We start from the raw sequence: 12561 nt of genomic DNA on the forward strand, positions 1-12561 counted from the left end.
GGACAATCCGTCCCACCCCAACCACCCCGTACGGAGGCCCGGCATGCCGCAAGACCCGCTCTCGCACCATCTGACGACCATGGCCTACAACAACGCCTGGGCGAACCACCGGCTGCTGGCGGCCTGTGCGCGGCTGGACCCCACCGAGTTTGTGGCGCCGCGCAGCGGCTTCTTCCCGTCCATCCGGGCCACGCTCAACCACATCCTGACGGTGGACTGGTTCTACGTGGACGCCTTTGAGCGCGAGGCGCGCGGCGAACCGCCCCACCCGCGCATCGCCGAGTTTTTTGAAGTACCCGAGCCCTGCGACAGCTGCCAGGCGGTGCAGGCAGCGCAGCGCGCTGTCGATGCCAGACTGATCGCCTACTGCCAGACGCTGGGCGATGCCAGCCTCTCGCGCGTGGTCACCATCCTGCGCCCCACCGGCACCCAGCAGGAAACCCGCACCCGTCTGCTGGCCCATGTGTTTGAACACCAGATCCACCACCGCGGCCAGGTACACGCCATGCTGTCCAGCACCGCCGTGCCACCACCGCAGCTGGATGAATTCTTCTGCACCATGGACGCACCGCTGCGCCGGCAGGATTTCGCCGAGCTGGGCTTCAGCGAAGCCGCCATCTGGCCTTGAGCCTCCGTAAGGGCTTACACAGCCGGCTCTGTAGCGGCGGTGCCAGCGCCCTGGCTCTGTTCGCGTATCAGCGCCACCAGCGCGCGCAAGCCGGCAGGCAGGTGGCGCCGGCTCGGGTAGTACAGGCACAGGCCGGCGAACGGTGGCGTCCAGTCTTGCAATACCCGCTGCAGGCGTCCGTCGGCCAGGTACGGCGCCACATTCCATTCGGTCAGATAGGCCAGGCCCACGCCAGCTAGCGCGGCCTCCAGCATCAGGTTCGGCTCGTCCAGGGTCAGCGGGCCTTGCACATCCACCTGCTGCGACTCGCCGTGCCGCGCAAATTCCCAGCGATAGATGGCACCGCTGGGCATGCGGCTGCGCACGCAGCGGTGGGTGGCCAGATCGGCCGGTGTACGCGGCGCCGGATGGGCCGCCAAGTAGGCGGGTGTGCCCACAACGGCAAAGCGCTGGCTGGGGCCAAACGGCACGGCCACCATATCCTGCGGCACGGTTTCCGCCAGGCGTATGCCGGCGTCGAAGCCATCCACCACGATGTCCACCAACCGCCCTTCGGTGACGATATCGACCTGCATGTCGGGGTAGCGGCGCAGGTATTCGAGCACGATGGGCGCCATCACCTGGCGCGCCGCGCCCACCGAGGTGTTGATGCGCAGCGTGCCGGCGGGGGTATCGCGGTGGCTGCTGGCCTGCTCCAGCGCGCCGCGGATGGCCGACAAGGCCGGGCCGACTTCGGCCACGAACTGCTCGCCCGCCTCGGACAGCGACACGCTGCGGGTGGTGCGGTGGAACAGTCGCACGCCGATGCGGGCTTCCAGCGCGGCCACGGTTTGGCTCAGCGCCGAGCTGGACATGGCTAGTTCGGTCGCAGCCGCGCGGAAGCTGCGGTGCCGGGCCACGGCCAGCACGGCTTCGAGTTCGGTCAGTCCTGAAGAGCGCATTGTTTAAGTTCCATACACAGCGCATGCAGCTTTGCATGGCTTATCAAAGCAATCCTACACCGCTAATCTTCCAGCCATCCCCCAAAACCCCAGGAATCCACATGCAAACCATAGCCACCATCTACATCGACGGCGCCTTCGTCACACCACACGGCGAAGAGCTGTTTGATCTGTTCAACCCCGCCACCGCCCAGGTAATTGGCCAGGTGCGCCTGGCCGACGCCGAAGATGCGCGCCGGGCGATTGCAGCTGCGAAACGCGCCTTTCCGGCCTTTGCCGCCACCGGCAAGGCCACGCGCATCGCCCTGCTGCGGCGCATGCATGCCGAGGTGCTGGCCCGCGGCGAGGCACTGACGGCCGCCATCGTCGAAGAGTACGGCGCTCCGGTGTCCCGCGCGAAATGGATGGCCGCCCACGCGGCCAGCGTATTGCTGGACGCGGCGCAGCTGCTGGAGGGCTACGACTTCCAGCGCCGCGCGGGCAGCGCCGAGGTGGTGATGCAGCCGCTGGGCGTGGCCGGGCTGATCACGCCCTGGAACAGCAACGCTGGCTTCATCTGCGGCAAGCTGGCTGCGGCCCTGGCGGCCGGCTGCACGGCCGTGGTCAAGCCCAGTGAGATGAGCGCCGGGCAGACCCGCATCGTCAGCGAGGCGCTGCACGCCGCCGGCCTGCCACCGGGCGTGTTCAACATCGTCACCGGCCGGGGCGAAACCGTGGGCGCCGAGATTAGCGCACACCCAGACGTGGCGAAGATCTCGTTCACCGGCTCCACAGCAGTGGGCAAGACCATCTTGCGCGCCGGCGCCGACACGCTGAAGCGGGTGACGCTGGAACTCGGTGGCAAATCGCCCGTCTTGCTGTTCGACGATGCCGACCTGGCCACGGCCGTGCCGTTGGCCATCCAGGCCGGCTTCATGAACAGCGGCCAGGCCTGCATTGCCGGCACCCGCATCCTGGTACCGCAGGCACGCCTGGCCGAGGTTGAGGCGCTGGTACAAACCGTGGTCGGCAACACCCGGGTCGGCGACCCGCGCGCCGCCGATACCGAAGTCGGCCCCATGGTCAGCCAACGGCAATGGGAGCGCGTGCAGCGCTATATCCGCCTCGGCATCGACGAGGGCGCGCAACTGCTGGTCGGTGGCGAAGGCCTGCCGCCGGGGCTAGAGGCCGGCTGGTTTGTGCGCCCGACCGTATTTACCGGCGTGCACAACCAGATGCGGATTGCCCGCGAAGAAATCTTTGGGCCGGTGCTGGTGCTGATTCCCTACCGCGACGAAGAAGAAGCCATCGCGATTGCCAACGACACGCCCTACGGCCTGCAGGCCTATGTGCTGTCGTCCAAACCAGAGCGCGCCCGGGCCGTGGCGGCGCGCATCGACGCGGGCCGTGTGCTGGTCAACACCCTGGCGCACGAGCCGCTGGCACCGTTTGGTGGTTTCAAACAATCGGGCATAGGGCGCGAATACGGCCTGTTCGGGCTAGAGGCGTTTCTGGAGCCCAAGTCGGTACTGGGTCTGCACGCTTGAGTTTGGGTGTTTTCGGCCTCTGGCGCTTATTCCACCAGCGCAAGCGGCTATGCATTCGATAGCAATCTAGCGTATCGGCTTAATCCGCCGGATCTGAAAAGAAGCGGAAAGCATCGCGCCCGGCGAGCTTGGCGTTGTACATGGCCTGGTCGGCGTTGACCAGCATCTCCGACGCGGTTTGCCCGTCTTGCGGGAAGCGGCTGATGCCGATGCTGGCGGTGACGCACAAGGTGTGCGACTGCACGCGGATCGGCTCCTTCAGGCCCAGCAGCAGCTTCTCGGCGATCACGGTCAGGTGTTCGTTGGGTGCGGGCGCGCCCAGCAGCACCACGAACTCATCGCCGCCCAGGCGGGCCACGGTATCGACCTCGCGCGTCATCTGCTGCATGCGTTCGGCCATGGTCTTCAGCACCACATCGCCGACCTCATGGCCCAGGCTATCGTTGATGGACTTGAATGCGTCCAGGTCGATAAACAACAGGCATGCCTGCGAGCCATAGCGGCGGGCGTGGGCCAGGGCCTGCTCCAGCCGCTCCTGGAACAGGCGGCGGTTCGGCAGGTCGGTCAGCATGTCGTGCTGGGCCAGGTGTTCCAGCTCTTCCTGGTTGTCCTGCAGATCGGCCAGTTGCTGGTTGATCTGGTAGTGCATCTGGTGGAAGCTGCGCGCCAGGGTGCCTATCTCGTCCTGCCGTTCCAGGGGCAGTTCGCCGGGCTGCTGGCCGTTGGCAAACCGCTGGGCGGCGCGGGTGATGGCATCCAGCGGGCGGGTCCAGGCGCGCGCCAGTAGCAAGGCCAGCAGCACGCAGGCCAGGCACAGACCGGCAACGATTTGCAGTATCACCTTGCCCAGTTGTTGCGACTCTTCCAGCACCTGGTCCAGAGGCTGGGCCAGGCCCAGGACCAGCCGGTTCTCGGTCGACGCAACGGCGATCTTCTGCTCGATGAAGGCCGCCACTACCGGGTCGGCGGCGTAGCTGTCGGTTCTGGCTTCAAACACCACCTGGTCTTGCTGGCCCTCGACCACAGCCAGGGTGGGTGGGAATTCGTCCTGCACCAGCGTGCGCCGGCCTTTGTCGAAGCCAAAGGTCTTGCTGCTGTCCGGGTGGACCAGGATGTCGCCCTCGCCGTTCGCCAGAAACAGCTTGAACACTGGCGGCAGATCGGCAGCTAGCAGGGCGAACATGCCGTTCAAGTCGACGTTGACCACCACCACACCAATGGCCATGCCTTGCACGTCCATCACCGGCATGGCCAGCTGCAGCGTGGGCTGGTCCAACCCGGCAGCACCACTGCCTTCGTGGTTGATGGTGATGCGCGACAAATAGATGGCACCGGCCGGCAGCTTGAGGGTTTCGGCCACATAGGGGTAATGGCCTTTTTCCTGCAGGTCGTCGCCGTGCACGCGCAGCGCCATCCGGCCCACGCGGTCGACCCGCACCTGCTCCAGCCCGTGGTCGCTGGCCGAGATCACCCGCAGCTGCAGGTAGGAGGGGTGGGCGTCCATCAGCAGCGCGAGCAGCGTGGCCAGTTGCTCGGCTTCGGCTTCGTTCGGCCGCTGCAGCACCGACACCACGCTGGGGTGGCGGGCCAGCACCTGTAGATTGCGCGAGATTTCTTCGTGGGTCAGCAGGATGCGCCGGGCCAGCACCTGGGTGGATGTCAGCAGCTTGTTCTTGGCCGACGCCACCAGCAGGTTGCGGCTGGTCTGGTAGGCATAGAAGCCGGTCAATCCCGCGGCCAACACCCCCACCAGCGCCAACAGCAGCGCCAGCTTGGCGACGATGCCGAACCTCATGGCGCCAGTACCTTGCTGGCGCGGTCGCCCGCCAGGATGCGGGCCCAGAGCAGGTTGCGGCGGTCTTCGCTGTCCACCGGCTCCAGCCAGAGCAGGCGGTCTTCAGGGCTGTCCTCGGGCGCGGCGGAAGTGGTGTTGTCCAGCCCGTGGCGGGTGCGCAGCACCTTGCCGGGCTCGGGCTCCAGCATGTAGTTGATCCAGGCGGCGGCCAGCGTGCGGTTCCTGGCGCCGCGGGTGATGGTCCAGCAGTCCAGCCAGGCCAGAGCGCCCTCTTTGGGAATCACATAGCCCACATCCACCCCGGCCGCCTGCAGCAGCTGCAGCTGCTGGCGGCCGTAGTTGGCAAACATCAGCGATGCCTTGCGGCTGCGGAACAGATCGACCGATTCGTCGGGGTCGATGTAGAAACCGGTCACGTTGCGGCGCAGGGCAATCAGTTGGTCGACCGCCGCCGGCCAGTCTCTGGCCGACAGCTGGAACGGCTTCTTCAGCCCCAGCGAAATAGCAGCCAGCGAGAAGTTGTGGGTACCGCCGTTGTAGGCCACCACCTTGCCCTTGTAGCGCGGGTCCCACAGCGCGCTGATCGAATTGGGCGCCTGCGCGATCTGTTTGCGGTCGTAGATCAAACCCATCTCGGCGTAGGTATAGGGAACGGCGTAGACCGTGCTGCCATGCACCAGGCCCGGAATGGCCCGCAGATCGCGGAAGCGCGGCAGTTGCTTGGCCAGATTCGGCACGGCAGCGGTGGGAACCCCCTGCACCAGGCCCATGCGGATGTAGCGCTGCAGCTCGGCGGTGTTGACCGCAAACAGGTCGAAATCCTGCCCGTTGTTGTGGCTGACCTTCTGCCACAGGTCCACATCCGAATAGATGGTGGTGATCTCCACCTTGCACTGATGCTGCTGCTCGAAGGTCTTGACGATGTCGGGGTCCGCATAACCCACCCAGGCCAGCACCCGCAAGGGCTCGGCAGCATGGGCCGCGGCTGCCAGCGGCGATGCCGCAAGCGCCATACAGAAATGCCGACGGTAAAGAAGGGGCCGATTCATGCGAGGGTGTGGGAGCTATCGGTCTAGGCTGGATCCAGGGCGCGGCTTTTTTGCGCAGATTACACCAGCCAGAACCCCAAAAGATGCTGCGTGAGCCTGACCCCCTGCGGACGAGCCTGCTGTTACATCAATATTTGATAAATGTCACTCGCGCGACAGGTGTGGCACTGCGTATGTGCCAGCAACTTGAAAAAGCAATGAAATAGTGCTCCAGCGCATATTCCTCCTGCGCGGGTAGCTATAGTTTCAAGAGTAAACAGCCCGCTGCCGAACGTAGTCTATGAACGCCTTGAGCTTGCTCGGCTGGTCGTGGCGGCTGGGGTAGTACAGGTAGAAGCCCGGAAACGTGGGCGAATACGCCTGCAGCACCTGCTGCAAGCGCCCAGCCTGCAGGTAGGGCTGTGCCAGCGACTCAAAGGTGTAGGCCAGGCCCACGCCTTCCAGCGCTGCTTCCAGGTTGAACAGGCTGTCGGTGATGGTCAGGTTGCCCCGGGCCTCGTACTCCACCACCCGGCTGTCCAACTGGAATTCCCATTTGTAAATGGCCCCGGTGCTGGCAAAGCGAAAACGCACGCAGTTGTGCTGCGCCAGGTCGTCGGGGTGCACCGGCGCGGGATGCCGCCGCAGGTAGTCCTTTGATGCCACCACCGCCACGGTGACCGGCCCACCCAGGGGGATGGCCACCATGTCGCGGGCCAGGCTTTCGCCCATGCGCACACCGGCATCGAACCCCTGCTCCACGATGTCCACAAAACCCTCGTCGTTGGTCAGCTCGATCTGCACCTGCGGGTACTCGGCCAGAAAGCCCGCCAGCAAGGGCTGCAACACCATGGCGGTGGCAATGCGGGCGGAGTTCAGGCGCAAGGTGCCCGCCGGCCGGCCTTGCAGGGTGTTAATTTCCTCCCCCGCCTCGATCACCTGGCCCAGCGCCGGGCCGACCCGCGCCAGGTAGGCCTGCCCCGCCTCGGTGAGGCTCACGCTGCGCGTGCTGCGGTGCAGCAGCCGCACACCCAGCCGGGCCTCCAGCTGCCGGATGGACTGGCTCAGGGCCGAAGGCGACACCTCCAGCTCGGCAGCCGCCGCCGTGAAGCCCCGGTGCTCCGCCACCTTCCAGAAAGCCATCAGGCCGTCGAATTGTTTGAGTTGCATGCTTTTAAGCATAGCTTCATAAGGCATGAAGTATTGCGCTATTTTTCTTTTGTATTGCGGTCCCTACAGTGCACCAAACCTCCGATGGAACCCACATGCTGAAAAACCGTCCTTCCCCGCCCGCCGCAAGCCTGCTGGCAGCCCTGGGGCTCTGTGCCACCACCTTGTGGCCTGTCCACGCAACCGCCAGCCAGGCGCTGGCACAAAAGTACGCCTGTGTGGCCTGCCACCAGCCCGCCACCAAGACGGTGGGGCCGTCCTGGAAAGACATCCGCGCCAAGTACGGTGACGGCACAACTGCAACGCAACTGGCAGCCACCATCAAAGCTGGAAGCACCGGCAAATGGGGTGCCATGCCCATGCCGCCGCAGCCCAGCATTCCCGATGCCGACCTGCAGACGCTGGCGCAATGGGTGCTGGACGGCCCCCGCCCCTGATCTACATCCCCCCCCTTTTTTAGAGAACTCCACATGCCCACCTTGCACATCAACGGCCGTGACCTCACGGTCGATACCGACCCCGGCACCCCCATCCTCTGGGCCCTGCGCGACACGCTGGGCATGACCGGCACCAAGTTCGGCTGTGGGGCGGCGCTGTGCGGCGCTTGCACCGTGCATCTGGACGGCCAGGCCATCCGCTCGTGCATCACGCCCATCTCCGCCGCCGAGGGCAAAAAAATCAAGACCATCGAGGCCACCACCGATGGCAGCGACCGCGTCGGTGCCGCCGTGCACGCGGCCTGGGTCCAGCATGACGTAGCGCAGTGCGGCTACTGCCAAAGCGGCCAGATCATGAGCGCCACCGCCTTCCTTCAATCGCAGCCCAAGGGCAAGCAACCGACGGCAGCGGAGATCGACGCCGCCATGGCGGGCAACATCTGCCGCTGTGGCACCTATGCCCGCATCCGCGCCGCGGTGGCGGATGCCGCCAAAGCCCTGGCCTGAAGGAGTACCCACCATGATGCCCACCCACATCGACCCCACCGACATGCCCCGCGTGCTGCAACATTTGATGGAACGCTCGAATGCCGACACGGCAGCCACCCTGCCCCGGCGCAGCTTCCTGAAGCTGGCGGGCGTGGGCGGCTTGGCGCTGGGGGCCTTCCCCTACCTGGCCAGCGCCCAAGCCACGGCCTCCGCCACAGCTTCCGCGTTAAAGCCCACCCAGCTGCCCTCGGCCTTTGTGCAGATTGCACCCAATGGCGAAGTCACCGTCACCATCAACCGGCTGGAATTCGGCCAAGGGGTGCAGACCGGGCTGCCGATGATCCTGGCCGAGGAGCTGGATGCCGACTGGAGCCTGGTGCGCAGCAAAAGCGGCACCAACGATGCGGCCTACCACGACCCGATGTTCGGCATGCACCTGACCGGCGGCTCCAACTCGATCAAGAACAGCTTCACCCAGTACCGCGAACTCGGCGCGCGGGCCCGGGCCATGCTGTTGTCTGCCGCCGCCGCACAATGGAACGTGGATGTCGCCATGCTGCGCACGCAGGCCGGCACGGTGATAGGCCCCGGTGGCCGCAAGGCGGGCTATGGCGCACTGGCCGAAGCCGCCATGGCGCTGCCCGTGCCAGAGAAAGTCACGCTGAAAGACCCGAAAGACTTTCGCATCATCGGCCAGCCCACCACGCGCCTGGATGCGCGCGCCAAGAGCAGCGGGCGGCAGGACTTCGGCATCGACGTGAAGCACCCCGGCCAGCTCACCGCCGTGGTGGCGCGCCCACCGGTGTTCGGAGCCCGCCTGGCCTCGGTGGACGACAGCGCAGCACGCGCCGTCAAAGGCGTGAAAGCGGTGTTCCGCATACCGGTAGACCTGGGCGGCGAAGGTGTAGCCGTGGTGGCCGACGGCTACTGGCCCGCCAAGCTGGGGCGCGACGCGCTGAAGCTGCAATGGGATACGTCCGCCGTCGAGAAGGTAGACAGCGAGAAGCAACTGGCGCAGTACCGGGCGCTGGCCCAGCAGTCCGGCCCGCGCAAGTTCGACGCCGACCTTTCGGCGCTGGACAAGGCCCCGCATCACATCGAGGCCGAATTCCTGTTTCCGTATCTGGCCCATGCGCCGATGGAGCCGCTGAACTGCACCGTCCGGCTGGCGGGCGACAGCGCCGAGCTGTGGGTCGGCACCCAAAGCGCCGGGCTGGACGCGGCAGCGGCGGCCAAGGCGCTGGGCCTGAAGCCCGAGCAGGTGAAAGTGAACGTGCAGATGGCCGGAGGCGGCTTTGGTCGGCGCTTTGTGGGCAGCAGCGACTACGTGGTCGAGGCCTGCCAGATCACCAAGGCCGCGCGCACCGCGGGCCTGAACGTACCCGTGCGCCTGCTGTGGAGCCGGGAAGACGACATCAAGGGCGGCTACTACCGCCCCATGCACCTGCACCGCGCGCACATCGGCTTCGACGCACGCGGCAAGGTGCTGGCCTGGGACCACACCATCGTGGGCCAGTCCATCCTGGTGGGAACGGTCTTCGAATCGTTCCAGGTGAAAGATGGCATCGATGCCACGGCCACCGAGGGCATGCGCGACCCGTATGACCTGCCCATGCGCCTGACCGTGCACCACCCCAAGCTGAACGTGCCGGTACTGTGGTGGCGCAGCGTGGGCTCCACGCACACCGCGTTCGTGATGGAGACCCTGCTCGACGACATCGCGCGCAGCAGCAAGCAAGACCCGGTGGCCTACCGGATGGCCCTGTTTGGCGACAAGCATCCACGCCACCGCGCGGCCTTGCAACTGGCGGTAGACCGCAGCGGTTATGGCAAGACCACGCTGCCCCCAGGCCGCGCCTGGGGCGTGGCCGTGCACGAATCGTTTGAGACCGTGGTGGCCTACGTGGTCGAGGCCTCGGTGCAGGACGGGCAACCGGTGCTGCACCGCGCCACGGCGGGCGTGCACTGCAACCTGGCCGTCAACCCACGCAGCATCGAGGCGCAGATCCAGGGCGCGGCTGTCATGGGCTTGTCGATGTGCCTGCCCGGCGCGGCCATCACGCTCAAAGACGGCGTGGTGGAGCAAAGCAATTTCGGCGACTTCGCCGTGGCCCGCATCACCGACATACCCGCGTTCGCGGTGCACATCGTGCCCAGTGCGGAGCCGCCCAAAGGCGTGGGCGAGCCCGGCCTGCCGCCACTGGCACCGGCGTTTGCCAACGCGATTGCGCTCCTCACAGGCAAGTCCTTGCGGCAGTTGCCGTTCAACCTCGCCTAGGGCGCAGACCATGGAAGACCTCGACACCCTGGTCTTACGCACCGCGGTAGCCTGGCAGGCCCAGGGGCTACCGGTGGTGCTGGTCACCGTGGCGCGCACCTGGGGCTCCTCGCCCCGGCCACCCGGCTCGCTCATGGCCATCAACGGGCGCGGGGAGACCGTTGGCTCGGTCTCGGGCGGCTGTATCGAAGACGACCTGATCCTGCGTATCCGAGAGGGTGGCGTGCAAGCGGCCTGCGCGACGGACACGCCCGCAGTGCTGCGCTACGGCATATCCGCCGACGCAGCCCACCGCTTCGGCCTGCCCTGCGGCGGCACGGTGGAACTGGTGCTGGAGCCGGTGTCGCCCCGCAGCCAGCTGGAGGCGCTGCTGCAGGCCTGCCTACAACGGCGCAGTACCGAGCGGCGGCTGGACCTGCGCACCGGCGAGGTGGCATTGGGCGCAGGCCACCGGGACGGTGTGCCTGTTTTGAGCGACACCCACCTCACCACCCACCTGGGGCCACAGGCCCGCATCATCGTGATCGGGGCTGGGGACTTGTCGCGCTTTCTGTGCCAGATGGCGCTGGGCCTGGGCTTTGAGGTGATCGTCTGCGACCCGCGCGAAGAACACCGTGCGGGCTGGGCGCTAGACGGCGTGCAGCTCAGCCACGAGATGCCCGACGACCTGGTGCTGCGCTTGAAGCCCGATGCCCGCACCGCCGTGGTCGCCCTCACCCACGACCCCAAGCTGGACGATCTGGCGCTGATCGACGCGCTGCAGTCCGATGCTTTCTACGTAGGCGCCATCGGCTCGCGGCGCAACAGCGCGCTGCGCCATGAGCGGCTGCGCACGCATTTCGACATCTCCGAACCCGCGCTGCATGCACTGCACGGCCCAGCGGGCCTGTACATAGGCAGCAAAACCCCCGCCGAAATCGCCCTGTCCATCATGGCCGAGGTGGTGGCGGTGAAGAACGGCATCCGCCAGCCCGCCCCCACACCGGTCGCCATAGGTAAGCAGAGTAAGCAGAGCAAGCAGGACAAGCACGGCGAAGAAAGTGCCGGCTTTCCAGGCTGTGAAGTGGTGGTGTGATCGCCACCCTTCTGGCTCCGGCTTACCAGCCTTGAAGAAAATCTTCACAAGGCATGCAGCATTGGGCTATTTTTCTTTTGAATGCACCGACCTACAGTGCCATATGTTCAACAGGAAGCCCACATGCACAACGTCTTAATCATCCATGCCCACCAGTTCTACGAAGGCATTTCCACCGGCAAACTCAACGCGGCCATGGCCGAGGTGGTGCAGCAGGAGATGGAGCAGCGCGGCTACACCGTGCAGCACACCCACATCGAAAAAGGCTACACGGTAGCCGACGAGGTAGCCAAACACCTGTGGGCCGACCTGATCATTCTGCAGTCGCCCGTGTACTGGTTTGGCATGCCGTGGATCTACAAAAAGTACGTAGACGAGGTGTTTACCGCGGGCATGCTGCAGGGCAACTTCATCACCGGAGATGGCCGCACCCGCACCGACCCGACTCGGCAGTACGGCTCGGGCGGTTTGCTGCAAGGCAAGCAGTACATGGTGTCACTGACCTGGAATGCGCCGCAAGAGGCATTCGACAACCCGGCGCAAGACCTGTTCAAAGGCAAATCGGTAGACGACGTGCTGGTGGCCAACACCGCCAACTATGCGTTTAGCGGCATGGAGGTACTGCCGTCGTTCTCATGCTTCGACGTATTCAAGGCTCCGACCATCGAGGATGACATGGCGCGGCTGCGCGCACATCTGGCCGAGTTTGTGGTTGATTCTGAGTGCCTTATAGGGGTCTAGCGCATATTCCATATGCGCAAGCAGCTATTATTTAAGTAGCACCCTACTCCGCGCCGTGCATCTGCCCGTCGATGTAATACCAGCGCCCATCCTGCCGCACAAAGCGGCTGGTCTCGTGCATGCGTTCCGCGCGCCCGCCATCGCGGCAGCGCGCGACGAACTCGACCACACCGGCGTCGCCGGCCTCCATCGCATGGCGCACTTCCAGGCCCAGCCACTTGACCGGTGGCAGCTCCAGATCGCCGGGCGCGGTGGACGGGTGCCAGGTAAACAGCAAGTACTCCAGCAGACCCAGCACATAGCCGCTGTAGCGCGAGCGCATCAGCGCCTCGGCCGTGGGCGCGTAAATACCTGCATCCATGCCCTTGTGCCAGGGCGCGCAGCACTCGGCATAGGGCTTGCCGCTGTCGCAAGGGCAAGGGGCGTGGGCGGGATGCAGGTTTTTCTTCATAG

General features: G+C 65.7%; 12 protein-coding genes. 7 read left to right on the top strand and 5 right to left on the bottom strand.

The features are described from left to right. Positions 1-43 precede the first annotated feature (43 nt). On the top strand, positions 44-628 hold the full coding sequence (locus tag BLT66_RS15200) for a DinB family protein (protein ID WP_092758577.1): 585 nt from the start codon (positions 44-46) through the stop codon (positions 626-628). Positions 629-642: 14 nt separating this feature from the next. On the opposite strand, the gene BLT66_RS15205 is transcribed toward BLT66_RS15200, so the two are convergent. After that, the gene (locus BLT66_RS15205) at positions 643-1569 is read right to left on the bottom strand and encodes a LysR family transcriptional regulator (RefSeq protein ID WP_092758578.1); all 927 of its coding nucleotides are present in this window, start codon (positions 1567-1569) and stop codon (positions 643-645) included. A gap of 101 nt (positions 1570-1670) precedes the next feature. Here BLT66_RS15205 and BLT66_RS15210 point away from each other — a divergent pair, with 101 nt between their 5' ends. Next, positions 1671-3095 (top strand): aldehyde dehydrogenase family protein, encoded by a 1425-nt coding sequence (locus tag BLT66_RS15210; protein WP_092758579.1) that lies wholly within the window; start codon positions 1671-1673, stop codon positions 3093-3095. 79 nt (positions 3096-3174) lie between these two features. Here BLT66_RS15210 and BLT66_RS15215 read toward each other — a convergent pair whose 3' ends face one another. The 3 genes from BLT66_RS15215 to BLT66_RS15225 all read right to left on the bottom strand — a co-directional run bounded on the left by BLT66_RS15215 (position 3175) and on the right by BLT66_RS15225 (position 7088). Beyond that, positions 3175-4890: a diguanylate cyclase domain-containing protein gene (locus BLT66_RS15215; RefSeq protein ID WP_092758580.1), complete on the bottom strand. Its 1716-nt coding sequence runs from the start codon at positions 4888-4890 to the stop codon at positions 3175-3177. Then, a complete protein-coding gene (locus tag BLT66_RS15220) occupies positions 4887-5903 on the bottom strand; it encodes an extracellular solute-binding protein (protein WP_218922615.1) in 1017 nt (338 codons plus the stop codon). Before BLT66_RS15220 ends, BLT66_RS15215 begins: the two co-directional genes overlap by 4 nt. A gap of 282 nt (positions 5904-6185) precedes the next feature. After that, positions 6186-7088: a LysR family transcriptional regulator gene (locus BLT66_RS15225; RefSeq protein ID WP_092758582.1), complete on the bottom strand. Its 903-nt coding sequence runs from the start codon at positions 7086-7088 to the stop codon at positions 6186-6188. A gap of 95 nt (positions 7089-7183) precedes the next feature. Here BLT66_RS15225 and BLT66_RS15230 point away from each other — a divergent pair, with 95 nt between their 5' ends. From BLT66_RS15230 to BLT66_RS15250, 5 genes are all read left to right on the top strand, one after another. Then, entirely contained in the window at positions 7184-7525 is a 342-nt protein-coding gene (locus tag BLT66_RS15230) for a c-type cytochrome (RefSeq protein WP_092758583.1), read from the top strand. A gap of 33 nt (positions 7526-7558) precedes the next feature. Further along, on the top strand, positions 7559-8032 hold the full coding sequence (locus BLT66_RS15235) for a (2Fe-2S)-binding protein (protein ID WP_092758584.1): 474 nt from the start codon (positions 7559-7561) through the stop codon (positions 8030-8032). 13 nt (positions 8033-8045) lie between these two features. Continuing rightward, entirely contained in the window at positions 8046-10292 is a 2247-nt protein-coding gene (locus tag BLT66_RS15240; protein WP_092758586.1) for a xanthine dehydrogenase family protein molybdopterin-binding subunit, read from the top strand. Positions 10293-10302: 10 nt separating this feature from the next. After that, complete coding sequence (locus BLT66_RS15245; RefSeq protein ID WP_092758588.1) at positions 10303-11367, top strand: XdhC family protein; 1065 nt, start codon at positions 10303-10305, stop codon at positions 11365-11367. A 123-nt stretch (positions 11368-11490) separates the two neighbouring features. Next, a complete protein-coding gene (locus tag BLT66_RS15250) occupies positions 11491-12108 on the top strand; it encodes an NAD(P)H-dependent oxidoreductase (protein ID WP_092758590.1) in 618 nt (205 codons plus the stop codon). 43 nt (positions 12109-12151) lie between these two features. On the opposite strand, the gene BLT66_RS15255 is transcribed toward BLT66_RS15250, so the two are convergent. Beyond that, positions 12152-12559, bottom strand: coding sequence for a YchJ family protein (locus tag BLT66_RS15255; RefSeq protein ID WP_092758598.1), 408 nt, complete (start codon positions 12557-12559; stop codon positions 12152-12154). Between the last annotated feature and the right edge of the window lie 2 nt (positions 12560-12561).

Source organism: Rhodoferax sp. OV413 (assembly GCF_900104385.1).
Lineage (GTDB): Bacteria > Pseudomonadota > Gammaproteobacteria > Burkholderiales > Burkholderiaceae_C > Rhodoferax_B.

Excerpts from the sequence above, each read along its gene's own strand:
- BLT66_RS15200 (WP_092758577.1), top strand. The coding sequence starts at position 44 with ATGCCGCAAGACCCGCTCTCGCACCATCTGACGACCATGGCCTACAAC.
- BLT66_RS15205 (WP_092758578.1), bottom strand. The coding sequence starts at position 1,569 with ATGCGCTCTTCAGGACTGACCGAACTCGAAGCCGTGCTGGCCGTGGCC.
- BLT66_RS15210 (WP_092758579.1), top strand. The coding sequence starts at position 1,671 with ATGCAAACCATAGCCACCATCTACATCGACGGCGCCTTCGTCACACCA.
- BLT66_RS15215 (WP_092758580.1), bottom strand. The coding sequence starts at position 4,890 with ATGAGGTTCGGCATCGTCGCCAAGCTGGCGCTGCTGTTGGCGCTGGTG.
- BLT66_RS15220 (WP_218922615.1), bottom strand. The coding sequence starts at position 5,903 with ATGGCGCTTGCGGCATCGCCGCTGGCAGCCGCGGCCCATGCTGCCGAG.
- BLT66_RS15225 (WP_092758582.1), bottom strand. The coding sequence starts at position 7,088 with ATGCAACTCAAACAATTCGACGGCCTGATGGCTTTCTGGAAGGTGGCG.
- BLT66_RS15230 (WP_092758583.1), top strand. The coding sequence starts at position 7,184 with ATGCTGAAAAACCGTCCTTCCCCGCCCGCCGCAAGCCTGCTGGCAGCC.
- BLT66_RS15235 (WP_092758584.1), top strand. The coding sequence starts at position 7,559 with ATGCCCACCTTGCACATCAACGGCCGTGACCTCACGGTCGATACCGAC.
- BLT66_RS15240 (WP_092758586.1), top strand. The coding sequence starts at position 8,046 with ATGATGCCCACCCACATCGACCCCACCGACATGCCCCGCGTGCTGCAA.
- BLT66_RS15245 (WP_092758588.1), top strand. The coding sequence starts at position 10,303 with ATGGAAGACCTCGACACCCTGGTCTTACGCACCGCGGTAGCCTGGCAG.
- BLT66_RS15250 (WP_092758590.1), top strand. The coding sequence starts at position 11,491 with ATGCACAACGTCTTAATCATCCATGCCCACCAGTTCTACGAAGGCATT.
- BLT66_RS15255 (WP_092758598.1), bottom strand. The coding sequence starts at position 12,559 with ATGAAGAAAAACCTGCATCCCGCCCACGCCCCTTGCCCTTGCGACAGC.